General features: G+C 42.2%; 29 protein-coding genes. All 29 read left to right on the forward strand.

The window, feature by feature from the left end; genetic code table 11:
- The first annotated feature begins 219 nt into the window (after positions 1-219).
- The 29 genes from EF514_RS00930 to EF514_RS01070 all read left to right on the forward strand — a co-directional run bounded on the left by EF514_RS00930 (position 220) and on the right by EF514_RS01070 (position 24,447).
- Positions 220-501 carry a VRR-NUC domain-containing protein gene (locus EF514_RS00930; RefSeq protein ID WP_127722884.1) on the forward strand — a complete coding sequence of 94 codons (282 nt, stop codon included), beginning with the start codon at positions 220-222 and terminating at the stop codon, positions 499-501.
- A complete protein-coding gene (locus EF514_RS00935) occupies positions 482-1,834 on the forward strand; it encodes a DEAD/DEAH box helicase (protein WP_127722886.1) in 1,353 nt (450 codons plus the stop codon). The genes EF514_RS00930 and EF514_RS00935 overlap by 20 nt, the downstream gene beginning before the upstream one ends.
- Complete coding sequence (locus tag EF514_RS00940) at positions 1,831-2,052, forward strand: hypothetical protein (protein WP_127722888.1); 222 nt, start codon at positions 1,831-1,833, stop codon at positions 2,050-2,052. The genes EF514_RS00935 and EF514_RS00940 overlap by 4 nt, the downstream gene beginning before the upstream one ends.
- The gene (locus EF514_RS00945) at positions 2,052-2,504 is read left to right on the forward strand and encodes a DUF1492 domain-containing protein (protein WP_127722890.1); all 453 of its coding nucleotides are present in this window, start codon (positions 2,052-2,054) and stop codon (positions 2,502-2,504) included. Before EF514_RS00940 ends, EF514_RS00945 begins: the two co-directional genes overlap by 1 nt.
- Before the next feature lie 316 nt (positions 2,505-2,820).
- Positions 2,821-2,982: an HNH endonuclease signature motif containing protein gene (locus EF514_RS11045; RefSeq protein ID WP_476726855.1), complete on the forward strand. Its 162-nt coding sequence runs from the start codon at positions 2,821-2,823 to the stop codon at positions 2,980-2,982.
- A gap of 119 nt (positions 2,983-3,101) precedes the next feature.
- Positions 3,102-3,641, forward strand: a complete 540-nt coding sequence (locus EF514_RS00955) for a P27 family phage terminase small subunit (protein WP_127722894.1) — start codon at positions 3,102-3,104, stop codon at positions 3,639-3,641.
- A gap of 1 nt (position 3,642) precedes the next feature.
- Positions 3,643-4,806 carry a methionine adenosyltransferase gene (metK, locus tag EF514_RS00960; protein WP_127722896.1) on the forward strand — a complete coding sequence of 388 codons (1,164 nt, stop codon included), beginning with the start codon at positions 3,643-3,645 and terminating at the stop codon, positions 4,804-4,806.
- Entirely contained in the window at positions 4,796-6,034 is a 1,239-nt protein-coding gene (locus EF514_RS00965) for a site-specific DNA-methyltransferase (protein WP_127722898.1), read from the forward strand. Before metK ends, EF514_RS00965 begins: the two co-directional genes overlap by 11 nt.
- Positions 6,035-6,169: 135 nt before the next feature.
- The gene (locus tag EF514_RS00970; RefSeq protein WP_127722900.1) at positions 6,170-6,862 is read left to right on the forward strand and encodes a virulence protein; all 693 of its coding nucleotides are present in this window, start codon (positions 6,170-6,172) and stop codon (positions 6,860-6,862) included.
- Entirely contained in the window at positions 6,846-7,076 is a 231-nt protein-coding gene (locus EF514_RS00975; RefSeq protein ID WP_127722902.1) for a DUF4314 domain-containing protein, read from the forward strand. Before EF514_RS00970 ends, EF514_RS00975 begins: the two co-directional genes overlap by 17 nt.
- Complete coding sequence (locus tag EF514_RS00980) at positions 7,066-7,245, forward strand: DUF5049 domain-containing protein (RefSeq protein ID WP_127722904.1); 180 nt, start codon at positions 7,066-7,068, stop codon at positions 7,243-7,245. Before EF514_RS00975 ends, EF514_RS00980 begins: the two co-directional genes overlap by 11 nt.
- Before the next feature lie 3 nt (positions 7,246-7,248).
- Positions 7,249-7,473 (forward strand): DUF7678 domain-containing protein, encoded by a 225-nt coding sequence (locus EF514_RS00985; protein ID WP_127722906.1) that lies wholly within the window; start codon positions 7,249-7,251, stop codon positions 7,471-7,473.
- Between the two features lie 149 nt (positions 7,474-7,622).
- The gene (locus EF514_RS00990; protein WP_127722908.1) at positions 7,623-9,188 is read left to right on the forward strand and encodes a terminase large subunit; all 1,566 of its coding nucleotides are present in this window, start codon (positions 7,623-7,625) and stop codon (positions 9,186-9,188) included.
- A 15-nt stretch (positions 9,189-9,203) separates the two neighbouring features.
- Positions 9,204-10,526, forward strand: coding sequence for a phage portal protein (locus tag EF514_RS00995; RefSeq protein WP_127722910.1), 1,323 nt, complete (start codon positions 9,204-9,206; stop codon positions 10,524-10,526).
- Entirely contained in the window at positions 10,462-11,193 is a 732-nt protein-coding gene (locus EF514_RS01000; RefSeq protein WP_164845512.1) for a head maturation protease, ClpP-related, read from the forward strand. The genes EF514_RS00995 and EF514_RS01000 overlap by 65 nt, the downstream gene beginning before the upstream one ends.
- 16 nt (positions 11,194-11,209) lie before the next feature.
- Positions 11,210-12,406 carry a phage major capsid protein gene (locus tag EF514_RS01005; protein ID WP_127722912.1) on the forward strand — a complete coding sequence of 399 codons (1,197 nt, stop codon included), beginning with the start codon at positions 11,210-11,212 and terminating at the stop codon, positions 12,404-12,406.
- Between the two features lie 12 nt (positions 12,407-12,418).
- Positions 12,419-12,643 (forward strand): Head fiber protein, encoded by a 225-nt coding sequence (locus tag EF514_RS01010; protein ID WP_127722913.1) that lies wholly within the window; start codon positions 12,419-12,421, stop codon positions 12,641-12,643.
- A 21-nt stretch (positions 12,644-12,664) separates the two neighbouring features.
- Positions 12,665-12,973, forward strand: a complete 309-nt coding sequence (locus EF514_RS01015; RefSeq protein WP_127722915.1) for a head-tail connector protein — start codon at positions 12,665-12,667, stop codon at positions 12,971-12,973.
- A gap of 3 nt (positions 12,974-12,976) precedes the next feature.
- The gene (locus EF514_RS01020; RefSeq protein ID WP_127722917.1) at positions 12,977-13,318 is read left to right on the forward strand and encodes a head-tail adaptor protein; all 342 of its coding nucleotides are present in this window, start codon (positions 12,977-12,979) and stop codon (positions 13,316-13,318) included.
- Positions 13,305-13,736: an HK97-gp10 family putative phage morphogenesis protein gene (locus tag EF514_RS01025; RefSeq protein WP_127722921.1), complete on the forward strand. Its 432-nt coding sequence runs from the start codon at positions 13,305-13,307 to the stop codon at positions 13,734-13,736. The genes EF514_RS01020 and EF514_RS01025 overlap by 14 nt, the downstream gene beginning before the upstream one ends.
- Complete coding sequence (locus tag EF514_RS01030) at positions 13,733-14,077, forward strand: hypothetical protein (protein WP_077316358.1); 345 nt, start codon at positions 13,733-13,735, stop codon at positions 14,075-14,077. The genes EF514_RS01025 and EF514_RS01030 overlap by 4 nt, the downstream gene beginning before the upstream one ends.
- A gap of 2 nt (positions 14,078-14,079) precedes the next feature.
- Positions 14,080-14,664 carry a major tail protein gene (locus EF514_RS01035; protein ID WP_127722923.1) on the forward strand — a complete coding sequence of 195 codons (585 nt, stop codon included), beginning with the start codon at positions 14,080-14,082 and terminating at the stop codon, positions 14,662-14,664.
- A 13-nt stretch (positions 14,665-14,677) separates the two neighbouring features.
- A complete protein-coding gene (locus tag EF514_RS01040) occupies positions 14,678-15,061 on the forward strand; it encodes a hypothetical protein (protein WP_127722925.1) in 384 nt (127 codons plus the stop codon).
- A 205-nt stretch (positions 15,062-15,266) separates the two neighbouring features.
- Positions 15,267-17,873, forward strand: a complete 2,607-nt coding sequence (locus EF514_RS01045) for a phage tail protein (RefSeq protein ID WP_127722927.1) — start codon at positions 15,267-15,269, stop codon at positions 17,871-17,873.
- A 12-nt stretch (positions 17,874-17,885) separates the two neighbouring features.
- Positions 17,886-18,662: a distal tail protein Dit gene (locus tag EF514_RS01050; RefSeq protein WP_127722929.1), complete on the forward strand. Its 777-nt coding sequence runs from the start codon at positions 17,886-17,888 to the stop codon at positions 18,660-18,662.
- 4 nt (positions 18,663-18,666) lie between these two features.
- Positions 18,667-21,192, forward strand: coding sequence for a phage tail spike protein (locus EF514_RS01055; RefSeq protein WP_127722931.1), 2,526 nt, complete (start codon positions 18,667-18,669; stop codon positions 21,190-21,192).
- 12 nt (positions 21,193-21,204) lie between these two features.
- A complete protein-coding gene (locus tag EF514_RS01060) occupies positions 21,205-21,402 on the forward strand; it encodes a hypothetical protein (RefSeq protein WP_018659533.1) in 198 nt (65 codons plus the stop codon).
- Positions 21,395-21,979, forward strand: a complete 585-nt coding sequence (locus tag EF514_RS01065) for a hypothetical protein (protein ID WP_127722933.1) — start codon at positions 21,395-21,397, stop codon at positions 21,977-21,979. The genes EF514_RS01060 and EF514_RS01065 overlap by 8 nt, the downstream gene beginning before the upstream one ends.
- Entirely contained in the window at positions 21,979-24,447 is a 2,469-nt protein-coding gene (locus EF514_RS01070; protein WP_127722935.1) for a glycosyl hydrolase family 18 protein, read from the forward strand. Before EF514_RS01065 ends, EF514_RS01070 begins: the two co-directional genes overlap by 1 nt.
- Positions 24,448-24,476 lie beyond the last annotated feature (29 nt).

Raw genomic sequence — 24,476 nt, forward strand, 5'->3', positions numbered from 1 at the left:
TTCCTTGTTCTTTAGTTGTTCCTTACGCTTGTTCTCTTAAAAACCCAGTCATTACCGATGTTTAGGCTTTACTGGAATGAGTGGAACAAGAGTTTTACTACTTAGTAATAAATTAATAAATAGTAGTAGTAAAGCATCGTGAGCGTGTGTATGCGCGCGTATAGGAAAAAACGTTAAAAGTTGTGCTTGTTGTTCCTGATGAATTGTTGGAGGTCATTTATGCAAGAAAAATATATAGAACAAAAACTGGTAGCGACAGTAAAAAGCATGGGAGGTATGGCTCCGAAATTTGTAAGTCCTGGAATAGATGGAATGCCTGACCGCATTGTGTTACTTCCCATGGGTAGAATCGCCTTTGTTGAATGTAAGGCAACAGGGAAAAAGATGCGTCCTTTACAGAAAAAAAGAAAGAAACAACTAGAGGCATTAGGCTTTCTGGTTTATTGCCTGGATGATGTAAAACAGATTGGAGGGATACTTAGTGAAATACAAGCCACATGAATACCAAAGCTATGCCACTGAATTCATTTTATCCCATCCCATATCTGCAGTATTTCTTGAAATGGGTTTAGGTAAAAGTGTGATTACCTTATCCGCCATATTTGATCTGTGTTTGGATAGTTTCCTCGTTTGCAAGGTGTTAGTGATTGCGCCTTTAAGAGTAGCAAGAGACACATGGCCAGCAGAAATCAATAAGTGGGATCATTTAAAAGGACTCTCTTACTCGGTGGCAGTGGGAACGGAAAAAGAAAGAATCGATGCTCTCAAAAAACAATCCACACTATATATCATCAACCGTGAGAACGTGGATTGGTTGGTTCACAAAAGTGGTATTCCCTTTCAATTTGATATGGTGGTCATTGATGAATTGTCATCCTTTAAGTCTTATGGAGCAAAACGGTTTAAAAGTCTACTCAAAGTAAGACCCTCTGTAAAAAGAATAGTCGGTCTTACCGGAACTCCTTCTAGTAATGGATTGATGGATTTATGGGCAGAGTTTCGCATTCTTGATTTGGGTCAAAGGCTTGGACGCTACATTAGCCATTACCGAAATACCTACTTTACACCAGATAAGAGAAATGCCCAGATTATATTTTCTTATAAACCACTACCCGGCGCTGAAGAGGAAATCTACAAACAAATATCAGACATCACCATTTCTATGAAATCTACCGATTATCTCACCATGCCTGAATATGTCAGCAATGAAGTTTTTGTCACTTTAAGTGAAAAAGAATGGAAAGTCTATTCAGATTTCAAGGAAGACATGGTGGCTAACTTAGGTGATGAAGAAATTGATGCGGTTAATGCGGCAGTTCTTTCTGGAAAACTGCTACAGATGGCAAATGGTGCAGTATACGATAGCGAGAATAAGGCTCATGTGATTCATGACAAAAAGCTAGATGCCTTGGAAGATTTAATCGAAGGAGCAAATGGAAAACCGGTCCTTGTTGCTTATTGGTATAAGCATGATTTAGAGCGGATTAAAGAGCGATTTCCGGTAAGGCAAATTCAGTCATCAAAGGATATTGAGGATTGGAATGATGGAAAGATACCCATTGCTGTTATTCATCCAGCCAGTGCAGGTCATGGTCTTAATCTTCAAAGCGGTGGTTCAACGCTTATCTGGTTTGGTCTGACCTGGTCACTAGAGCTGTATCAACAAACTAATGCAAGACTTTATAGGCAGGGTCAAAAGGATACAGTTATTGTTCACCACATCATCACCAAAAACACCATCGATGAAGACGTACTGCTTGCACTCACAAAAAAGGAGAAAACTCAAGATACCTTAATTGATGCGGTAAAGGCGAATTTAGAGGTGATGCGATGACAGAACCTTATCAAGATTTAGCCAATGCCATTATTTTGATGGCTGTTAAGGATTATAGAGATGCCTTAAAGAAACTAAAAAAACGGCCTAAATATGGACCGGCACAAGATATAAAAAACGAGGTGGAGAGGTTCTTCCGCTCTGATTGGTATAGAGAACTTACCTCTGTTGATGGGAATGTCCTAATCAAAAAGCTACAAGCGGAGGTGAGCGAGTAATGAAAGCAAAAGAATATTTACATCAAGCCTATAGGCTAGATAAACGAATCCAATCCAACATTGAGGAAATGGAAAGGCTAAGGGAGCTATCGACCAGTGTTTCCTCCCCTAGTTGGGGTGAGAGAATACAAAAGGGGCGGCATACCGATGCTTTGTTTGTCAGATACCTAGAGCGAATTGAAGAACTTCAAATCAAGATTAATGATGAGGTAGATCATCTTGTAGCACTGAAAGCAGAGATTCGAGATGTGATTAATAAAGTAACGGATATCGATGAACGCATGGTGTTACGTTACCGTTATGTTCATAACTTTACTTGGGAGCAAATCGGTGATGAGCTGAACGCTGATAAGAGTACCATTCGCAGATGGCATGGCAATGCCTTAAATCATGTGGTCGTACCTGAAAATCCAATTGTTATTCAAATGTTGAACAGCAATGAGCACTTTTGAGCAGAGATAAGCACCTCATCTTTATGTTACATTATAATCAGCAAGATAGAATACTTACCAAGCCTTGTGGGATGCGCCCTGCAGGGCTTTTTCTATGCCCAGAAAGCGAGGTGATATGATGCCAAGAAAACCAAAACGACCATGCAGTACACCAGGCTGTCCCAACTTAACCGATGGCCAGTACTGTGAAGACCATCGAGTAGAAGAGCGTAGGCGCTATGACAAATACCAACGGTCAAGCGATGTTAATAAGAAATACGGCAGAGCCTGGAAAAGAATCCGTGACCGCTATGTACGAGAACATCCCCTGTGTGAAATGTGTAAAGAGGACGGAAGACTAACTCCCACCGATGAAGTGCATCACGTCCTCCCTGTATCTCATGGTGGTACACACGATAGAAGTAATTTGATGTCCTTGTGTAAATCCTGTCACAACAAGATTCATTTAGAAATCGGTGATCGACAGATTCGCAACTGAGCCAAGGGGGAGGTCAAATCTCTAGACCTCTTATGGCGGACAACGGCCTGGGGCTTCGCGTGTAAAAATCAGAAATCAAAGGGGGTATTAAAGACTTTTAGGAAAGTGGGGTGAAAAACATGGCGAAAGACGGTACAGCAAGAGGCGGTCAGCGTGTTGGCGCAGGAAGAAAATCAAAGGCTCTAACCGACAAAATTACTGACGGCAGATTAAATGGAGCCATGATACTGCCAGAGCCAACAGAAATAGAAGGTGCAGATGTGCCGGCTGTAAAGGATTATTTAAAGGCTACTCAGAAAAATGGCAAAGATCTCTGTGCAGAAGATATTTATATCGAAACTTACAAGTGGCTGAAAGATCGTGGCTGCGAAATGTTAGTAAACAACCAGCTAATCGAGCAGTATGCCATGAGTGTTTCTCGTTGGATTCAGTGTGAAGAGTGTATTTCAGAATATGGCTTTCTAGCCAAGCATCCAACCACTTCAGCTGCCATCGCATCACCTTATGTTGCGATGAGTCGTGAATACATGAAACAGGTCAATCAATGTTGGTATCAGATTTACCAAATTGTAAAAGAAAACTGCTCTGTGGAGTTCGGTGGCAGAAGTCCACAAGACGATTTGATGGAGTGGTTATTATCTGCTCGGAAAGGAAAATAAAATGAAAAAATATAGAACGTGTGAAAGTGTATGTAAAGGTCATCCCGATAAATTATGTGACCTAATTTCAGATAGCATTTTAGATGCGTGTTTAAGAAAAGATAAATCCTCTCGTGTTGCTTGCGAGGTGATGGCAACCAAAGGACACATCATTGTTGCCGGTGAGATTACCTGCTCAAAGAGAATTGATATCAGAGGTGTTGTCCGCCGTGTTCTGACGGATGTTGGTTACAATCCCAGAAAGTTTTTAGTCTTTGTCTACGTCCATCAGCAAAGTAAAGATATCGCAGGTGGTGTGGATAGGGCCTTGGAATCTCGTGAGGGTGATACGTCATGGTATTCCATGTTAGGGGCGGGTGACCAAGGCACCGTTTATGGCTATGCCACCAATGAAACCAGTGAAAAACTACCTCTCCCCTTAGTCTTATCCCACGCCATTTGCGAAAAGCTAGATAAGGTGATGAAAAATGGTGTCATTAAAGATATTGGCCCAGATGGTAAGGCTCAAGTGACCGTTGAATATGAAGGTGACAAACCAAAACGAATTAAGACCATCGTTGTCTCCGTTCAACACAGTGCAGATAAAGATTTAGATGTTTTAAGAAATGAAGTCATTGCTCAGGTGCTGTGGCCTGTCTTTGAAAAATATCCATTTGACGATGAAACTGAGATCCTTATTAATCCAAGTGGACGATTTGTTGAAGGAGGACCAGCAGCAGATACAGGGCTTACGGGAAGAAAAATCATGGTTGATACCTATGGTGGACTCGCCGCTCATGGTGGCGGTGCGTTTTCAGGCAAAGACCCGACAAAAGTGGACCGCAGTGGTGCTTATATGGCTAGGGCGATTGCAAAGAATATTGTTCGATGTGGCTTTGCTAAGCGATGTCAGGTTGCGATTTCCTATGCTATTGGAAAAGCAGATCCGGTTGCTCTTGAGATTGATACCTTTGGAACAGGCACGGTGGAAGAAAGGATCCTTTGTCGTGCAGTGCTAGATGTATTCAATCTAAGACCTGCAGCCATTATCGAAAAGCTAAAGCTGACGGATGTTATTTATGAAGATACAGCTACTTACGGTCATTTCAGATATGGCTTAAGCACGTGGGAATTTTTGGATTGCTATACAGAACTAAGGGAGGCGGTAAACAAATATGTTGATTGAAAAGAAGAACACAAAAGACCTCATCCCTGCAACATACAATCCTCGTAAAGATTTGAAACCAGGAGATGCAGAATATGATAAATTAAAACGCTCCATTGAACAATTTGGTTATGTAGAGCCGGTTATCTGGAATAAGGTGACCGGCCATGTTGTTGGTGGGCATCAAAGACTGAAGGTTCTCATCGATATGGGCATCACAGAAGTTGAATGTGTCATCATCGAGATGGACGAAGAGAAAGAAAAAGCACTTAACATCGCACTCAATAAAATCAGCGGTGATTGGGACAAGGATAAATTGGCTCTTCTAATTTCAGATTTACAAGGTGTAGATTTTGATGTTTCCCTAACTGGATTTGACCCTAAAGAACTGGATGACTTATTTAAAGACACGCTGAAAGAGGGGATCCACGATGATGACTTTGATGTGGAGACAGAACTAAAAAAGCCTGCCATCAGCAAGCTTGGTGACATCTGGACACTTGGCAGACACAGGCTTATCTGTGGTGACTCCACCAAAAAAGAAACCTATGATGTGCTGATGAATAAAAAGAAGGCAAACTTGTGTGTAACAGATCCTCCCTACAATGTGAATTATGAAGGTGCTGCAGGGAAAATCAAAAATGACCATATGGCAAATGATGCCTTCTACCAGTTCCTCTTAGATGCTTTTATCAACATCGAAGAAGTTCTAGCAGACGATGCTTCCATTTATGTATTCCATGCCGACACCGAAGGGTTTAACTTTAGAAAAGCCTTCTCGGATGCCGGTTTTTATTTGTCTGGCTGTTGCATATGGAAAAAGGACTCCCTTGTACTGGGGCGTTCTCCGTATCAATGGCAGCACGAACCTGTGCTGTTTGGCTGGAAAAAGAAAGGCAAGCATCAGTGGTATACGGGCAGGAAAGAAACCACCATCTGGGAATTTGATAAGCCGAAGAGAAATGGCGACCATCCTACGATGAAACCTATCCCTCTGCTCGCCTATCCGATTTTGAACTCCTCGATGACTAACACCATTGTGCTAGATCCTTTTGGCGGCAGTGGTAGTACCCTAATTGCCTGTGAGCAATCAGAACGCATCTGCTACACCGCGGAACTAGATGAGAAGTTTTGTGATGTCATTATTAAACGCTACATTGAGCAGGTTGGAACTTCCAAAGAAGTCAGTGTTCAAAGAGACGGGTTTAGCTATGGTTTTGATGAGTTGGAATTAGCTGCGGATGAGTAGTCGGCACTGTTTAGTTAACACAATTAGAGGGTAATACTTAGGACTTCTTTCTACACTAAATAATCGAGAAAAAGCTTGCTATATCAGTACTTTAGAGTGATATATGTACATACCAAAACAAAGGAGGTTTTGTACATGGTCATTAAATATAACGTAACAGGAACAGACCGAAAAAGGCTAGTCACAGCACTGAGCAAGCTTACAGGTGTGAAAGCAAAGTATCTAGGAATGCCTAGCATGGCTTATGAGGTGGGGGATTTTATCATCGACAAGAATGGAACACTTGAACTGACTGGCAAGGCAGAAGGCGAAGAAATCGAAAGTGTGGCCGAGCATTTATTAAGTGAGGGCTTTACCCCAATGGAAGAAACTAAGGCCACAGAGGGCGCACAAACGGCGGATAGCGGAACATTTGGTCTTTGTATCTCCATGCCAAGAAATAGCTTTACTGATACAGCATTAGAAAACGTAAAAGCAATCATTCAGGTAAAAGGCGAACTGATTCGTCACGCTTTGCGGCTAGACGATTTACCAATTAAGATTTCAGAAGAGGAAGTCTCATTTCCTTGGTTTGAAGAAATGCCTACACCAGAAGAGGTACAAGCGTATACCCACTTTATTTCAGCTCTTTGTGAGATGGCAAGGAATCAAAAACGCATCACGGTAAAAGAAAAGGAAACTCCGAATGAGAAATATGCATTCCGATGCTTTTTACTGCGTCTGGGCTTTATTGGAAAAGAATATAAGGAAGAACGAAAAATACTGCTTAGAAACCTAACAGGTTCATCGGCATTTAAAGGAGGAGCTAAAAATGAGGATAATCAGTAAAGAAAGACTACATCATCTTCGTAAAAAGTATCCTGTTGGATGCCGTGTAGAACTATTAAGGATGGATGATATACAAGCACCAGTGATTGGAACAAAAGGAACAGTAATAGGTGTAGATGATATCGGTTCAATCATGGTGTCTTGGGACACCGGGTCTAGTTTATCCGTTGTTTACGGAGAAGACCTTTGCAGGAGGATTGACGATGACAAGTAAGATAAAAGAGCAGATTATTGCCATTCGAGATACAGGCCTTACTAATATGTTTGATGTGAACGCAGTCCAAAGAATCGCAGATGAAATGGAATTTTATGAGCTGGTCATTTTTCTTGAAGAAGAAAAAGCCAAGTATGTGAAGTTCATTTTATACGGTAATGGAGAATGAAACATGTGGAAAAAGGGTAGCATCAAAGTTCAGGACAGCATCATCCGCTATTGGATAAAATGCTATGAAAGAGGTTCAAAATTCGGAATTAACGAAGGCCGCATCTCTAAGCTCATGCTTAAGTGTGACGGTGAGATTGTCGCAAATTATGACCGAGGGTGGGACATGAAACCCGCTGATGAAGAGACAAAATTTGCACTTAGCTTACTGCTAAAAGAATATAACTAACGATTACTAGAGGACAGTGCCATAATTGGCTCTGTTTCTCGTAGGAAATAGAGTAATGAGACTTGTTTAATACAGGTCTATTTTTATGCTCATTTTGAAGGGAGGTGACCGCAATTAGAAAGCTGAAGAAATATAAACCGACACCTTTTATGGCAAAGGACTCTATCTACGATAAAGATGCTGCAGATTATGCGGTCAACTTTATTGAGTGTTTAAGTCATACCAAGGGGAAATGGTCTGGAAAACCATTTGAACTGATTGATTGGCAAGAACAAATTATCAGAGATCTCTTTGGAACACTGAAACCAGATGGCTATCGGCAGTTTAATACAGCCTATATTGAGATTCCTAAGAAAATGGGGAAATCTGAATTAGCGGCAGCTGTCGCATTACTGCTTACCTGTGGTGATGGCGAAGAAAGAGCCGAGGTTTATGGATGCGCTGCAGACAGGCAACAGGCATCCATTGTTTTTGAGGTGGCTGCTGATATGGTACGTATGAGTCCGGCTCTAAGTAAACGAGTCAAAATCTTATCGGCAACAAAACGAATCGTTTTTCAACCGACTAATAGTTTTTATCAAGTGCTTTCAGCAGAGGCCTATTCAAAGCATGGCTTTAATATTCATGGTGTTGTTTTTGATGAGTTGCATACGCAGCCCAACAGAAAACTCTTTGATGTCATGACCAAAGGTTCTGGTGATGCCAGAACACAGCCCCTATATTTTCTTATCACCACGGCAGGATCTGATACAAAATCAATCTGCTATGAAACCCATCAGAAAGCCAAAGACCTCATGGAGAAAAGAAAAATTGACCCTACTTTTTATCCGGTTATTTATGGAGCAGATGAGTCCGATGATTGGACAGATCCGAAGGTGTGGAAAAAAGCTAATCCAAGCCTTGGCATAACGGTAGGGATCGATAAGGTAAAAGCCGCTTGTGAATCAGCCAAGCAAAACCCTGCAGAAGAGAATGCCTTTAGACAGTTACGACTTAATCAGTGGGTCAAACAAGCTGTTCGATGGATGCCAATGGATAGATGGGATAAATGCGCCTTTGCTGTAAATGAAGAGGATTTGCTTGGCAGAGTATGTTATGGCGGACTAGACCTTTCTAGTTCCATTGATATTACTGCCTTTGTATTGGTTTTTCCTCCTGTTGATGAAGATGATAAATACATCATTCTTCCCTACTTTTGGTTACCAGAAGAAACGCTCAGTAGCAGGGTCAATCGTGACCATGTTCCCTATGATGTCTGGGAAAAGCAAGGACAGCTTAAAACAACGGAAGGCAATGTGGTCCATTATGGTTTTATTGAGAAGTTCATCGAAGAACTTGGCGAAAAGTACAATATTCGTGAGATTGCCTTTGACCGTTGGGGAGCCGTACAAATGGTTCAAAACCTCGAAGGTATGGGTTTTACTGTTGTTCCCTTTGGTCAGGGCTTTAAGGATATGAGTCCACCGACCAAGGAACTGATGAAACTCACGCTAGAAGAAAAGGTCGCTCATGGCGGGCATCCGGTACTTCGTTGGATGATGGATAACATTTTTGTTCGAACGGACCCGGCAGGCAACATCAAGCCGGACAAGGAAAAATCATCAGAAAAGATTGATGGTGCAGTGGCAACGATTATGGCTCTTGATCGAGCGATTCGTTGTGGAAATGATACGAGTGCTTCGGTTTATGACAACCGAGGCATTCTCTTTATATGAGGGAGGTGATTGGTTTTGGGATTTTTATCATCCATTTTTAAAGCAAGAGATAAGCCTACTGACAGAGCTGTGAGTTCAAACTATACATTTTTAATGGGTTCAACCACAGCAGGTAAAACAGTGACCGAACGGTCGGCACTTCAAATGACGGCTGTATACTCTTGTGTTCGAATTTTAGCTGAAGCAGTAGCAGGGCTTCCTCTGCACCTTTATCGTTATACAGATGATGGTGGCAAGGAAAAAGCAATTGATCACTCCTTGTATCGACTTTTGCACGATGAACCAAATGCTGAGATGAGTTCTTTTGTGTTTAGAGAAACACTGATGACTCATCTTTTATTATGGGGGAATTGTTATGCGCAGATTATTCGTAATGGAAAAGGCGAAGTTGTCGCGCTCTACCCGTTGATGCCAAATAGGATGTCAGTCCATCGAGACGAGAGTGGGCAGCTCTATTACTTATATACCAGAGGTGCAGATGATGTGAACAGTACAAAGGGTATGACAGTAAAACTTAGTACCTCCGATGTACTTCATATTCCTGGACTCGGGTTTGATGGACTGGTTGGCTACTCCCCGATTGCGATGGCTAAAAATGCGATTGGTCTTGCCATAGCAACAGAGGAATATGGAGCTAAGTTCTTTGCTAACGGTGCGGCTCCAAGTGGTGTCCTTGAACATCCAGGAACGATTAAAGAACCTGGGAAAGTCAGAGAGGCTTGGCAGTCACAATTTGGTGGCAGTTCCAATTCCAATAAAATAGCCGTGCTTGAAGAAGGGATGAAATATACACCGATTTCTATCTCACCAGAACAAGCACAATTCCTTGAAACAAGGAAATTTCAAATCAATGAAATTGCTCGAATTTTTAGAGTCCCTCCCCACATGGTAGGTGACCTTGAAAAATCGAGCTTTTCTAATATTGAGCAACAATCCCTTGAGTTTGTGAAATACACATTAGACCCGTGGGTAGTGCGTTGGGAGCAAACCCTAGCCCGCACCCTTTTTACACCGGAGGAAAAGAAAAAATACTTCTTTAGATTCAATGTAGAAGGCCTACTGAGAGGGGATTATGTCAGTCGTATGAGCGGATATGCCACAGCAAGGCAGAACGGTTGGATGAGTGCAAATGATATTAGGGAACTTGAAAACCTAGACCGTATCCCTTCAGAGGATGGCGGTGACATGTACCTTGTAAACGGCAATATGCTCCCTCTTACAAAGGCAGGTGCATTCGCAAATATAAACGAGGATGGAAAGGAGGAAGACTTGGATGAAGAACAAGATATTTTGGCGATGGAAGAACCAAGCAAGCGAACAAGAAGAACGAGTTCTTGAGCTTTACGGAACAATAGCCGAAGAAAGCTGGTTTGATGATGATGTGACCCCGCAGATGTTTAGAAATGAACTCTTTAGCGGGAAAGGACCCATTACCTTATGGATTAACTCACCGGGTGGAGATTGCATTGCCGCAAGTCAGATTTATACCATGTTGATGGATTATCCAGATGAGGTAACCGTCAAGATTGATGGGATTGCAGCATCAGCCGCTTCTGTCATTGCCATGGCAGGAACAAAGGTACTGATGGCGCCTACAGCACTCATGATGATTCATAACCCGGCAACCATCACGATGGGTGATCATGAAGACATGAAACGAGCGATTGAGATGTTAGATGAGGTGAAAGAAAGCATTATTAATGCCTATGAGATTAAGACTGGAGTATCTCGCATCAAACTATCTCATCTGATGGACGCTGAAACCTGGATGAATGCTAATAAAGCCATAGAACTTGGCTTTGCAGATGATGTGCTAAAGGATGAAAAACAATCTGAAGCCACTTTTTCTGCCTATGCTTTTTCCAGAAAAGCAGTAGCAACTAATCTACTTAACAAAATGGCAGAAAAGAATAAACCAATTCAGGCAGAGGAGTCTGCCAAATCCCAAGGACGCTCGGTTGATGAACTAAAAGAGCGTCTTTTTAATCTAAAAAAATATATGTAAATGGAGGAATTTAACGATGACGATTACAGAAATGCGTAATAAACGCAAAAAGCTTATTGAAACGATGGATGGGTTCTTGGACACTCATAAAACCAAGAATGGCACATTATCCGCAGAAGATGATAAAACCTACAAAACCATGGAAGATGAGATCACTGAACTTACCAATGAAATCCATCGTATGGAAAGACGTGAGGAGATTGAGGCGGAACTTGAAAAGCCTGTCAGCAAACCAATCATTGAGAAACCGATGAATGGTCGCATGGATAACGGCGAGGTTAAAACAGGTCGTGCCGCAGACTCCTATAAGAAAGCCATGCTCTCAGCACTTCGCTCAAACTTCCGTAATGTATCAAATGTTCTACAAGAAGGGGTAGACGCAGATGGTGGCTATCTCGTACCTGAAGAGTACGACAGCAGACTGATTGATGGTCTGGAAGAAGAGAACATCATTCGTAAGCTGGGTCACAGAATTACCACATCAGGTGAGCGAAAAATCAATATTGCAGCTACAAAACCTGCAGCTGCATGGATTGATGAAGGTGAAGCACTGACCTTTAGCGATGCTACATTCTCTCAGATTAATCTGGATGCTCATAAACTTCATGTGGCAGTCAAGGTGACTGAAGAGCTGCTTTATGACAATGCCTTCCAGCTTGAGAATTACATTATTAAGGAGTTTTATAAGGCTCTGGCTAATGCGGAAGAAGATGCCTTTATCAATGGTGATGGCACAGGAAAACCTCTAGGCATTCTTGCTGCTAGTGGTGGTGCTGAAGTCGGTGTGACCACAGCATCTGCAACGGCGATTACTGCTGACGAAGTGATTAATTTAGTGTATTCACTGAAACGTCCATACCGTAAGAATGCAGTATTTATTTTAAATGACCAGACCATTGCGGCACTTAGAAAACTCAAGGATGGAAACGGAGCCTATATGTGGCAAGCAGCTCTTGTTGCGGGTGAACCAGATAAACTACTTGGCTATCCTGTTTATACATCTGCTTATATGCCCACCATTGAGGCAGGTGCTAAGACCATTATCTTTGGAGATTTGTCTTACTACAACATTGGAGATCGTGGTTCTCGCTCCTTTGCAGAACTTCGTGAACTGTTTGCTGGTAATGGCATGGTCGGTTTTGTTGCGAAAGAACGTGTGGATGGCAAGTTAGTACTACCTGAAGCAATCAAGGTTCTTCAGCAGAAAGCCTAACGGAGGTGCGATATGGATTACAACACAAAAAACTACACCGAACAAGGCGGTGACAAAACCGTTATCGGTGGAACGCTAGAGATTAAGGAGGGAGCAACCGTAACCGGTCTCCCTTCTTCTTTTACTCCTGCAGAAAACCAAGCACCTAGTACGGCAGAAGATATTACGAGTTTAGTTGCTGATTTTAATGCCTTGCTTTTAAAGCTAAAAACAGCCGGACTCATGGAAACTGATTAAAAAAGAAAGGATGGTAGCGGTATGACACTGATTCAAAAGGTAAAGGCAAACTTGATTTTAGAGCATGACACTGATGACGAACTCTTAGAGGTGTTCATCACCGCTGCTGTCAGTTATGCCGAGAGTTATCAGCATGTACCAGAAAATTTCTATAGCGACAATCCTATGCCACCGACTACAGAGCAAGCCATTATTATGCTCTCTTCTCATTTTTATGAAAGTCGAGATGGCAGTACCGGTGGATTTTTTGCTGACAATGTGCAAGCCGGTCAGCAAGTTTGGAATACGGTCAATCTTCTTTTGCGACTTGATCGGGATTGGAAGGTGTAAGAGATGAGTTTTGGAAAAATGAATAAATTTGCTGATATCAAGGAAATCACAAAAACAAAAGACAGTGAAGGCTTTGCGACAACATCAGAAACCGTGATTGCTTCGATTCGGGTTTACCGAGAAGGGCGTCATGGCAGTGAACGCTGGGCTAATTTAGCTACTTTTTCAGAAGCTACGGATTTATTCAGGTTTCGTGCCATTCCAGGAGTTGAGGTCAGTACAGAACACTTTATTGAGTGTGATGGAGAGCGTTTTGATATTACCTCGGTAGAAAACGTAAAAGGTCGAGGTATGTATACAGAAGTTTTGGCAAAGAAGGTGGTGAGTAGCGTTGGCAAAAGTTGATATTAAAATGCCCGATGAATTTCTACTTAAGGTTTCAAAGCTTGGCTCTGACTTTGACCCTGTTGCAGAAAAGGTGCTAAAAGCAGGTGGTGAAGTCGTCTTTAAGAGAACGAAAAGTAATCTATCTGCAGTGATTGGTAAAGGTACAAAGCATAAATCACGCTCAACGGGTGAATTAGAAAAGGCACTCGGTGTCACTTCAGTACGATTAGATAGGAACGGAAACCACAATATAAAAATTGGATTTTCTGAACCAAGGCCTGATGGTGAGAGTAACGCAAAAATAGCAAACATCCTTGAGTATGGCAAACACGGTCAACCTGCAAAGCCTTTTTTGAAACCCGCTAGGAGTGCTTCCAAATCAGAGTGTATCTCAGTTATAAAAAGCACTTTTGAAGAGGAGGTCAAAAAGCTATGAGTATTTTAGAGGACTTACAAGTAGTTTTAGAAACACTAGACGTTCCGATTGAAACAGGAGTGTTTTCAGATGTGGCTCCTGGTAAGTACATGGTGATTGTTCCGATGAGCGATAGCTTTGACCTTCATTCGGATAATCTACCATGCATGGATGTTCAAGAGGCACGGATTTCAATTTATAGCAAAGGCAGTTATACAGCTCTAAAAAATCAAGTGGTGCAGTTATTGTTGGATTCCAGTTTCACCATAACCGCACGGAGCTACATCGGCTTTGAAGATGATACGGGCTATTACCACTACAACGTGGATGTAGCCAAACATTATGAAATAGGAGGTAATTAAAAATGGCAACAATTGGTCTGGATAAACTTTATTATGCGACCATCACAGACGATGAAAATGGCGAAGAAATCTATGGCACACCCACTCAGCTGGCAAAAGCAATCTCAGCAGAGCTATCTGTTGAACTGGCAGAGGCAACGCTCTATGCAGATGATGGTGCGGCAGAAATCGTTAAAGAATTTAAAAATGGCACCATCTCTCTTGGAGTAGATGATATTGGCTCGACTACTGCAGCCGCCTTAACCGGTGTCACGGTTGATAAGAACAACGTTGTGGTTTCTAACAGTGAAGATGGCGGGGATCCTGTGGCTGTTGGTTTTAGAGCAAAGAAATCCAATGGCAAGTATAAATACTACTGGCTCTACCGAGTGAAATTCGGTATTCCTGCCACCAACCTAGCGACTAAAGGTGACAGTATTACATTCTCAACACCAACAATAGAAGGTACGGTTCTTCGAAGAAACAAACCGGATACAAGCGGGAAACATCCATGGAAAGCGGAAGTGACCGAAGGTGATAAGGATGTACCGGCAGCGGTTATCAGCGGTTGGTATACAGAAGTCTATGAACCGGATTACACAGTATAAGGAGGGATAATTCATGGATAACGAACGAACAGCAAGTATTCGTATTGGTGGCGATGAATATGTGCTACTACTTACTACAAAGGCAACAAAGGAAATCGCAGGACGATATGGTGGTCTTGAAAACCTAGGCGATAAGCTAATGAAGTCTAAGAATGTTGAGATGGCACTTTCCGAGATTGTGTGGCTGATTACCTTACTGGCCAATCAAAGTACCCTTGTCTATAACATCAAGCACAAGGATGCACCGAAGGAATTACTCACAGAAGATGAAGTGGAAATTCTCACAAGCCCGATTGATTTGGCAGAGTACAAAGAGGCAATAATGAATGCCCTTTACAAGGGTGCAAAAAGAAATGTACTCAGTGAGGAAAGCCCAAAAAACGCAGTAGCCCCGTAAGTGACGAAGAGTTATTTACGAGGCTTTTATATTACGGCATCAGTCTATTACATCTGACCATGGATGAATTTTGGCTGATGCCGTTTGGTTTGCTACTAGACTTGTGGGAGTGCCACAAACAGTATCAGGGGCTGGCAAAACCAAAAAGAGAGATATTTATCGATGACATTATCCCTGATGGAATCTGACAAAGGAGGTGGAAAGCATGGCAGATAATTTTGGCTTAAAAATCGGTCTTGAAGGCGAGAAAGAATTTAAAAAGGCATTAACCGATATCAATCGTTCCTTTAAAGTACTTGGCTCTGAAATGAAACTGGTAGCCTCAGAATTTGATAAAAACGATAAGTCTGTCCAGGCTCTTTCCGCCAGAAATTCAGTCCTCAACAAAGAGATTGAAACCCAAAAAAGCAAAATTGATACCTTGAGATCGGCTCTAGAAAATGCAGCGACCTCCTTTGGAGAAACTGATAGAAGAACACAGAACTGGCAGATTCAGCTAAACAATGCTGAGGCGGCACTCAACAATATGGAGCGAGAGTTAAGTAGCAATAATGCTGCTCTTGAAGAAGCTAACTCCAATTATGATGATGCCGAAGATGCCCTCGATGACATGAACCGTGAAATGAACGATGTCACCGATAGTGCCGATGATATGGGAAAAGAGATTGATGAGGCGGCTGACTCTGCTGAAAAGTCTGAATCTAAGTTTAAAGGCTTAGGTACAACTCTAAAATCTATTGGCATTGCCATGGGAGCTGTTGCTGTTGCAGCAGGAGCGGCGGCTGTCAAACTGGGTAAAGAAGTCATTTCCGCTTATGCCGATTACGAGCAATTAGTCGGTGGTGTGGATACGCTTTTTAAAGAGAACTCTCAGCAGTTACAAGACTATGCATCGAATGCCTATAAGACGGCAGGTCTTTCTGCCAATGACTACATGGAAACCGTCACTTCGTTTTCTGCAAGCCTTATTTCTTCTCTTGGAGGAGATACTGAAAAAGCCGTTAAATATGCGGATATGGCAATTACTGATATGTCTGACAATGCCAATAAAATGGGTACAGACATGGAGTCCATTCAAAATGCCTATCAGGGTTTTGCCAAGCAAAATTACACCATGCTGGATAACCTTAAACTAGGCTATGGTGGTACAAAAAGTGAAATGGAGCGGCTCCTTGCCGATGCCAAGGCTATCTCTGGTATTGAGTATGATGTTTCTTCTTATGCCGATGTAGTTTCTGCCATCCATGTCATTCAAGAAAGCATGGGTATTGCTGGTACGACTGCTCTTGAAGCTGAGGAAACTATTTCAGGGTCCTTGAATGCTTTTGAATCTGCTTTACAAAATCTCTTAGTTGGTTTTGGAAATGCTGATGCGGATATGGAACAACTCAGTAAAAACATGGTGGATGCCTTTCAGTCTGTGGTAAAAAACATTACTCCAGTGATTGAAAATATCGTAAAGGCTTTACCTATAGCAATTGAAGCATTATTGGATGCGATTTCTGATTTGTTACCGACACTCCTTGCTACGGTGACAGATTTATTTACTCAGGTACTTAACGCACTGATGAACCTACTACCTACCTTAATACCGGTAGCAGTTGATTCCATTCTCACGATTGTGAATGCGTTGATTGAAAACTTACCACTGCTAGTGGATGCGGCCGTTCAGTTAATTGCAGCTTTAGTGGATGGTCTTGGGCAGGCTCTCCCAGAACTTATTCCTGCGGCAGTTAATGCAATTACTACGATTGTACAAGGTTTGGTTGATAATCTACCCATGCTGCTCGATGCAGCACTGCAGTTAATACTTGGTTTGGCTCAGGGGCTACTCGAAGCGATCCCGCAACTAATTGAGGCTCTTCCTACGATTATCTTGGCAATCGTTGATTTTATTATTAGCGCAATTCCTCAGATTATAGATGCAGGTATTCAGTTACTAACATCGCTGGTTGCCGCGTTGCCTGAAATTATTACGGCAATTGTTGAGGCGATTCCACAGATTATTGATGGAATACTAAATGGGATTTTAAGTTCGATTCCACAACTCATTCAAGCAGGTGTCGACTTACTTGTTGCACTGGTTCAAAATCTACCGACCATTATTACCACCATTGTGGCAGCGATACCTCAAATCATTTCAAGTATCGTAAATGCCTTAATGGGAAACATCGACAAAGTCATTATGGCAGGGGTTCAGCTATTTGTAGCACTCATTCAAAACTTACCAACCATTGTGGTAGAAATCGTAAAAGCAGTGCCCCAGATTATTGGCGGCATCGTCAGAGCATTTACAAACTCCATGGGTTCAATCGTGACGGTGGGTGGCAACATTGTAAAAGGGTTATGGCAGGGTATTCAATCCCTTGCTTCTTGGTTATGGAATAAAGTGAGTGGTTGGATTAGTGGCATTTGGACTGGCATCAAGGATTTCTTCGGTATCAAATCACCATCGAAACAGATGGGGTGGGTTGGTGAAATGCTTGTGAAAGGTCTTGCAGGTTCTATCCAAGATAACGGTGATGAGGCTGTGAAAGCGGCTGAGATGATGAGCGAGGATATCAACGATGTGATGACTAGTCTTGCCAGCGATATGAGTACATCCTTGCCTACAGACTTTTCAGTGGATACTTCGGTAGGCGGTGTGATTTCAAATGCAGCGACCTCTTCCCTAGGTGGTGTCAGTGGGTCGCTAGTTACTGTACAGCAGATGATTGTACGAAGTGAAGATGATATCAGAAGGGTATCTCAGGAACTTTATAACTTAATTCAAACAGGCTCTCGTGCTCAAGGTCGATTTTCTACAACATAAGGAGGTGTGCCGATGGGTTTTTCATATAACGATATTTCTTCAAAAAGCATGGGACTAAAAGCCAGGCTCACTTCCTGGCAAGTCTGTGGAGGAATGCGTAATTTTACCACCACCGTACCTGGAAAGTATGGGGTGACAGACTTTGGGGCTGATTTTGATTACCGAGAAATCAATGTAGCTTGTAATATCTATCCCAAGCATAGCTTTTCTGCTCTGGTGAGTACGCTTGATGAACTTTCAACATGGCTTGATCCCATGCAAGGATTAAAAGAACTTGTTTTTGACGATGTACCTGACAGGTATTTCATGGCAAGGCTGAATGAAAAAGTGGATTGTGAACGACTCATTCGTTTTGCAGGAAGTTTTAACTTGAAGTTTTTCTGCCCTGACCCATTTGCTTATGCCATTACGGATGAAAATTATTTAATAGAAAGCGAAGGAAGTCACACGATTACAAGACAGACCGGCAATGTTGAATCCAATCCTATGTATCGCTTGAAGGGAATCATCACATCGGGTGTGAACAATTTTATTTCTGTTACAACCAATGGATTGGAAATGAAAATAGTGAATGCGGTACTTTTGGCAGAAGAAACCCTTGTCATTGATACAGCTAATATGACGGCTTATGTGGAAGACGAAAACGGGATAATCTTAAGAAACGCTTTGCCTTACCTAGAGGAGATACAGTTTCCAAGTCTTCATGTGGGCACGAATACCCTAGCAATAACAACAAATAATGCTGTGTTTACAGCGCTTGAAATAAAGGCTCGCAGTAGATGGAGGTGATCCAGTGGCATTAAAAACAATATTAAATAAACAGACAGATTTTACGGGAGAGTTCCCGGTTGAGCATGCAAAATCTGGACTATGGCGATTTAATGATGTATCGGTAGATGAATATGGTTATCTTGCAGACTCTTCTGGATTAGACAGAAAAATAGAGCTTGTCAATTATCTAGGAACAACTGCAAGCCTTCAAAGCGGCCAAAAAGGGAGACAAATCCGAATCAACATCAACAATCCCGCTACAGAAAAAACCTACCTTAAAGTGGCCAATGATGGTACTTTCTTTTCGGAGATGGGAGAGCGAATCCTTGTTGGCGGTTGGATGATACCGACTACTTATTCGGTGGGAAATACCTATTGCCCCATATTAAATACTCGCTATGGTCCTGGTCAGCCTATCTTTTACCTGTCGCTCTTTGCAGGCAGACCTAGAATCATGCTTTATAACGCTAGTGGTTCTCTTATACTCGACCAAACAACCACACCGCCTTTTTCACTTATCAATGGTGGTGTGTATTTTATTTGCATGGTCATAGAGCCAAACAATAAAAATGCATGGATTGTACTAGGAGATAGGACGAATGGAACGAGCTGGGTATCCCCGACCTATTCTTTTACAGGCTCACTAAATCCTTCTTGTACAGCCGACATCATTATGGGTATGCATGCAGATACTTACTGGTATGCTGGAAGATTTGATGACTGGTTTTTTGATATGGATTCAAGTCTTACAACGGATGATTTGATTGATTATTTCAATGGGTCTCTTTTGACTAACGGTGGTGATATGGGCGGTGCTGTTGATGCCCTTAGCGTACCGGGAGTCGTGAGTTTAAGGGAAACAGAAGGTGTCTATCCAACGGAAGGAACACTATATACGGCTCCGGCAACGTGCAATCTGTCTGGCACAGGTCGGGTCTCCGTTACCAGTGAATATATTTCTGGGGTAACTGCAGTTGGGCCGATAGAAACCTCAACAAGCGATGACCTTGTTCAATGGAGTGATTGGGCAGCCATCGCACTTGATGGAAAACTTGTATCTCCAAATAAGGCATACATTCGTTTTAGGGTCACACTTAATACTGTAGATACGAGTAAGACCCCTCGAATCATTGATATCAGGCTTTATGATATTCCAAAATCCCCTTATGAGAGGATTGGTTTTGCAAGACCGGTCGTACTGGATTCGAATGGAGCATGGGAGGCTGTGTTAGAAAATGCCTATAACATTGTGGTAACAAGTGAAATTAATGGTGAAGATACGCTCTCCTTTATGATCCCCTACCGTGATACCAAGCGGGGATTTATTGATAGTGAAAAGAAAATTCAGATTGTTGATGACATCTATAAAGTAAGGACTTTAACAGATACAAAAGACAGTGAAGGAAATCTAGCGACTGAAGTGTATGCTGAGGCAGAGTTTTACGACCTGACTTTTTCAGTGCGAAAAGAAGAACATAAATTTGATGCAGAAACTGCTGAAGTCTCCATGGCTTATGCCTTAGAAGGAACAGAGTGGAGTGTAGGCACAGTCAATGTACGAACCAAAAGAACCTGGACGAGTACAGAAAAGAATGCACTATCCATCCTTCGTACGGTTGCAGACTTACATGGTGGAGACCTTGTCTTTGATTGTCCCAATCGGCTGGTCCATCTCTTAACGGTCTATGGTACGGATAGCGGTGCATTGTTTGCCTATAAGAAAAATATGAAGAGCATTAAAAGAGTCGTTGATACCAGAAGTCTTGTAACAAGGCTCTATGCCATTGGTAACGATGGTCTTACTTTTGCAGACATCAATGGAGGAAAGGCATATGTGGAGGACTATACTTATTCGTCTGATATTCGAATATCAACACTTGATTGTTCTTCCTTTACCAATCCCTATCAGATGAAAGAATATACCGAGATGAGGCTTGCTCAGTATGCAAAGCCAAACATCTCTTATGTTTTAAATGCAATGGATTTATCAGTATTAACGGGTTATGAGCATGAAGCATGGTCACTTGGCGATTACGTTCATGTAGAAGATAAGGATTTAGGGCTGTCGGTAACCACTCGAGTCATACGAAGAGAATATAACTTACAAGAACCATGGAATACGGTACTCGAACTATCCACTACCCTTAAAAATCTGGGCAGTTCTGCAAGCCAGTGGGACAATGTAGCAGATTCTCTTGAAGGCACAAGTATGGTTACAAACAATGATATCCGTGAAATGGTGCCATTTAATTTATTGCGAAATTCTCGTGGTGATGATGCGATGGCTTATTGGGTTAACTCAGGCTTTGAAGTAGATGGTGATAACGGTGTGAGCGGTACTGCATCGTTTAAAGCAATGGGTGTAGAAAATATGACAAAGAGCATGGCTCAGACCATCTATCCAGCGAATCGTTCTAGCTACACGCTCTCGGCACAAATCGCATCTGAAAACCTTGAAAAGCTGAGTAGCGACTCACAGGTTGGCATTGAAGTGGTTATTGAATATGAAGATGGAACAACAGAAACAAGATTTATTGATTTGTATTAAGGAGGTGGATTCATGGCCTATTTTTCAAGAACATCAGAAAAGATACTTCCAGAAAGCTATTCCTCAAAAGTAAAATCCATCACCATCCGTGTCTGTGTCACAAATTGCACAGGCACTTTTTATATTACGGATCTCTTTTTACAGGCAGGCTCAGTGGTCACGGGATGGGTAGGTCATCCCTGTGAAATAAGGTGGACGTTAGATGGCTAAGGTTAAATTTATAAGGTTAGCGGAAGTCATAAATAAAAAACAAGATAAGCGTGTCATGAGTGTAAGCATAAAACCTACCCTCTATGATTGCACTGGCATGATTTGGTTTACGGACATCCAATTACAAGAAGGACCTGTTCTAAATGGTTATGTGCCTCATACAGAAAGCAGGTTAGAAAAACTAAAGGAAGATGGCAGTATCAAGAATCCTGTTTGGTTTAACGGTGTGGTCCGTTCAGAGGAAACCATTATTTTATTTAATGTCGGTGAAACCTCCGCAGGACTTGATGTTCATATCTATCCAAAGCTTTCTATGTCTGCTGGAACAGTGAAACTAAGCCAAGGTATAGGAGGGCAACAGGTCTCCTTCCCTAGAGAAATTGAAAAAGATGCTGATTTGGCACTCTTAGCATCCACGCGAACTTGTACCAAAAACGGAGCAAGCGAACCCAAAGAGGGGTTCTATCAATACAGTGCTGCCTGGGACTCAAAGCATAAAGTGACCCTTGAAAAAGGGAAATCTGCAAGGGTGCTGTTTACCATGCAGGAAATGCAAGACGGAGGTGAACCATTCTAATGGAACGACTAAAAGGCAAGAAAATCATGGTGTGGACTTTTATGGGAAATGCACGAATGTATGAAGCTTTAGAGAAATATGGAGACCGGATTGATACCATCGGTCTTTTTTCTTTTAAAGTACGAGCTACCGGGGAGATTGTTGAGAGTGGTGTCACCATCAGCAGTATGCTCCCCTACATCAACCGTTATCGTCACATCAAATGGCTACTGACCATTGCCAATGATGGTGCAAATAGTATTTTCAGAGCATTGAGAGATAACACGAATGGCGCTCAGGAACTGTTTCTATCCGAGCTTATTCGTATTATGAAAAAGTATCCGTGGTGTGATGGCATTGATATTGACCTAGAAAGAGGCGATGACTATTCCACTCATGCTGAGTCAACCGCCATGTTTAAAAATATTTACAACACCATCAAAGCCTATGATTCAAGTAAACTGATGAACATTTGCCTTCCAGGTATGACCAGTGTCAATGGTTCAGTAGGTGGTGAGAACTGGTGTGTTTACGGAGACTTAGACCCTTATTGCGATACCGCATCAATTATGAGTTATGGTATGGCTTGGTCAGGTTCTGCACCGGGACCTGTATCTCCAAGGAGCTGGCTTGAAGGGATTTATGATTATGCCGTTACAGTGATGAATCCCGATAAGATTTTCTTTGGGATGCCTGCTTATGGCTGGAACTGGCAAATCTTTGATACACCAGAAAACCTAGGAAAAGTCTACCGAGGAACGTCCCATACCTACTATGCGGCAAAATACTGGATGACAGGAGTCTATAATTTCACAGACGATGCGCCTCCTCAACCGTTTATTCCCATCGTGGCTTATTGGGATGATGAGAATAAAGTGCCTTGGGCATTGCCTCATGTCTACGATTATATGGAAGGAAGAGATGCCACTCGCTATAGCTATCCACTCTTATCTGCAAGCTACAATGGCAGACAATATCTGACGGCCTATGGCAAACAACAAAAGACAGCCTTTGGCACTGTTTATGTGGATCATGATGCCATGCCGGATAGTTATTCTGGTGTTGTTTCTGTTTCTAATAGCGTCACAACACTGGGGGATGAAGGTGCGGCAACCTATCATTTTACGCTTGCTCAGGCAGGTACTTATGATGTAGCAGTAGAGCTAGGCTTTCCCTTTTGGGATAAGAATAGTATTCATATCTCCCTTGATGGAAATGAAGTAGATTTTTCTGAAAACAGACTGTGGTGGCCTTATTGGAGAACGACTTTCTGGACGGTACTGAAAAAAGGAGTGAACCTTTCTGCAGGAACACATACCATCACTATTTCGCTTGGGGTAAAGGGCGTACAGTTTTATGGATTTAGAGTCTGTTCTTCATTTTTTGAGGGGCCAACAGTTGGTGAAGCAGAATATACCCTTGCTCCTAGACATTTCAAAGATATAAACGGAGATATGGTCGGGCCTGCAACAGGTTTTAAGTTGACATTCGAGATGCTTAGAAGAAAAGCAGATTCAGCCCTTGTGTGGTATGAGGATTTTAGAGATGAGAACCCTCTTCCCCAAAGCTACTGGACAACCTTATCGGGTGAATGGAGTGTTTGGCAAGATACAAGCAGTTCGATGAATAGACCCTATTCCCAACTGGAGGGTAAGGGACAGTTAGCATGGAACTACAACAATTTTTCAGATATCCACTTAAGGGCGCAGATTATTTTTCCTGAAACCTTTAGTGGCAAGGCAGGTGTTTTTATTGGAACGATTTATTGTTGCTTTAATTATGATAACCAGCGCATTGAACTGTATGAAAGTTCTACTTTAAAAGGTAGTTATGCCACCAGCTTTTCAAAAACATCGGCCGCAAACATTCGATCGAATCCAAGCTTTTATACTCTAGAAATTCGAAAGCGTGGCAATCAAGTGCGGGTCTATTCCTCTGCATCCAATACACTGCGCTTTACAGCCACTTGCTCGGATGTGACAGGGTATGCAGGTATTCGTTCGGATAATAAAGTCCATTGCCAGTTGCTTCGCTTAGGCGATGCCTGGACCTATGAGCCTTATGAACGCTTTGACGTGCTTATGCCAGATGGAACATTTAAAACTTATGGTCGGCTATCAAGAAGTAACTGTTCTTGGGATGATGAGTTTCAAGTGTTTACTTTAACAGCAGACATTGAAGAATCAGCCACAAGAAGTGAAAGCATCTCCCTTGATTATGACTTCTTTCATTCAGATATGATGCCATCCATTCAGTGTGGAAATGACTATAGTGTCACCATTATTCCGAGGGATATTAACATCTGGATATCTCGTCTTTTCTTAGGTGATGGAGATGGATTTTCCATTCTCTATTATCAGGATGTGGATAGCCTTGTGTACTGGGCAAATGAAGCAGCTTATCGGTGGAAACTTCGAGGCATGTGTATGTGGTCACTAGGGCAAGAGGATTTAAGACTCTGGGAGTGGCTACCAAAACAAATAGAGTAATCAAAGGAACATCTGCAAAAGTAGGTGTT

The organism is Anaerosphaera multitolerans (assembly GCF_004006535.1).
Taxonomy (GTDB): Bacteria; Bacillota; Clostridia; order Tissierellales; family Peptoniphilaceae; genus Anaerosphaera; species Anaerosphaera multitolerans.

Coding starts and splice junctions, on each gene's coding strand:
- EF514_RS01010 (WP_127722913.1), top strand. CDS start 12,419: ATGGATTACAACACAAAAAACTACACCGAACAAGGCGGTGACAAAACC.
- EF514_RS00975 (WP_127722902.1), top strand. CDS start 6,846: ATGAGGATAATCAGTAAAGAAAGACTACATCATCTTCGTAAAAAGTAT.
- EF514_RS00990 (WP_127722908.1), top strand. CDS start 7,623: ATGGCAAAGGACTCTATCTACGATAAAGATGCTGCAGATTATGCGGTC.
- EF514_RS00985 (WP_127722906.1), top strand. CDS start 7,249: ATGTGGAAAAAGGGTAGCATCAAAGTTCAGGACAGCATCATCCGCTAT.
- EF514_RS00945 (WP_127722890.1), top strand. CDS start 2,052: ATGAAAGCAAAAGAATATTTACATCAAGCCTATAGGCTAGATAAACGA.
- EF514_RS00980 (WP_127722904.1), top strand. CDS start 7,066: ATGACAAGTAAGATAAAAGAGCAGATTATTGCCATTCGAGATACAGGC.
- EF514_RS01050 (WP_127722929.1), top strand. CDS start 17,886: ATGGGTTTTTCATATAACGATATTTCTTCAAAAAGCATGGGACTAAAA.
- EF514_RS00955 (WP_127722894.1), top strand. CDS start 3,102: ATGGCGAAAGACGGTACAGCAAGAGGCGGTCAGCGTGTTGGCGCAGGA.
- EF514_RS00965 (WP_127722898.1), top strand. CDS start 4,796: ATGTTGATTGAAAAGAAGAACACAAAAGACCTCATCCCTGCAACATAC.
- EF514_RS01020 (WP_127722917.1), top strand. CDS start 12,977: ATGAGTTTTGGAAAAATGAATAAATTTGCTGATATCAAGGAAATCACA.
- EF514_RS01035 (WP_127722923.1), top strand. CDS start 14,080: ATGGCAACAATTGGTCTGGATAAACTTTATTATGCGACCATCACAGAC.
- EF514_RS01070 (WP_127722935.1), top strand. CDS start 21,979: ATGGAACGACTAAAAGGCAAGAAAATCATGGTGTGGACTTTTATGGGA.
- EF514_RS11045 (WP_476726855.1), top strand. CDS start 2,821: ATGTGTAAAGAGGACGGAAGACTAACTCCCACCGATGAAGTGCATCAC.
- EF514_RS01040 (WP_127722925.1), top strand. CDS start 14,678: ATGGATAACGAACGAACAGCAAGTATTCGTATTGGTGGCGATGAATAT.
- EF514_RS01045 (WP_127722927.1), top strand. CDS start 15,267: ATGGCAGATAATTTTGGCTTAAAAATCGGTCTTGAAGGCGAGAAAGAA.
- metK (WP_127722896.1), top strand. CDS start 3,643: ATGAAAAAATATAGAACGTGTGAAAGTGTATGTAAAGGTCATCCCGAT.
- EF514_RS01000 (WP_164845512.1), top strand. CDS start 10,462: ATGAAGAACAAGATATTTTGGCGATGGAAGAACCAAGCAAGCGAACAA.
- EF514_RS01005 (WP_127722912.1), top strand. CDS start 11,210: ATGACGATTACAGAAATGCGTAATAAACGCAAAAAGCTTATTGAAACG.
- EF514_RS00940 (WP_127722888.1), top strand. CDS start 1,831: ATGACAGAACCTTATCAAGATTTAGCCAATGCCATTATTTTGATGGCT.
- EF514_RS01030 (WP_077316358.1), top strand. CDS start 13,733: ATGAGTATTTTAGAGGACTTACAAGTAGTTTTAGAAACACTAGACGTT.
- EF514_RS01060 (WP_018659533.1), top strand. CDS start 21,205: ATGGCCTATTTTTCAAGAACATCAGAAAAGATACTTCCAGAAAGCTAT.
- EF514_RS00970 (WP_127722900.1), top strand. CDS start 6,170: ATGGTCATTAAATATAACGTAACAGGAACAGACCGAAAAAGGCTAGTC.
- EF514_RS01015 (WP_127722915.1), top strand. CDS start 12,665: ATGACACTGATTCAAAAGGTAAAGGCAAACTTGATTTTAGAGCATGAC.
- EF514_RS00930 (WP_127722884.1), top strand. CDS start 220: ATGCAAGAAAAATATATAGAACAAAAACTGGTAGCGACAGTAAAAAGC.
- EF514_RS01065 (WP_127722933.1), top strand. CDS start 21,395: ATGGCTAAGGTTAAATTTATAAGGTTAGCGGAAGTCATAAATAAAAAA.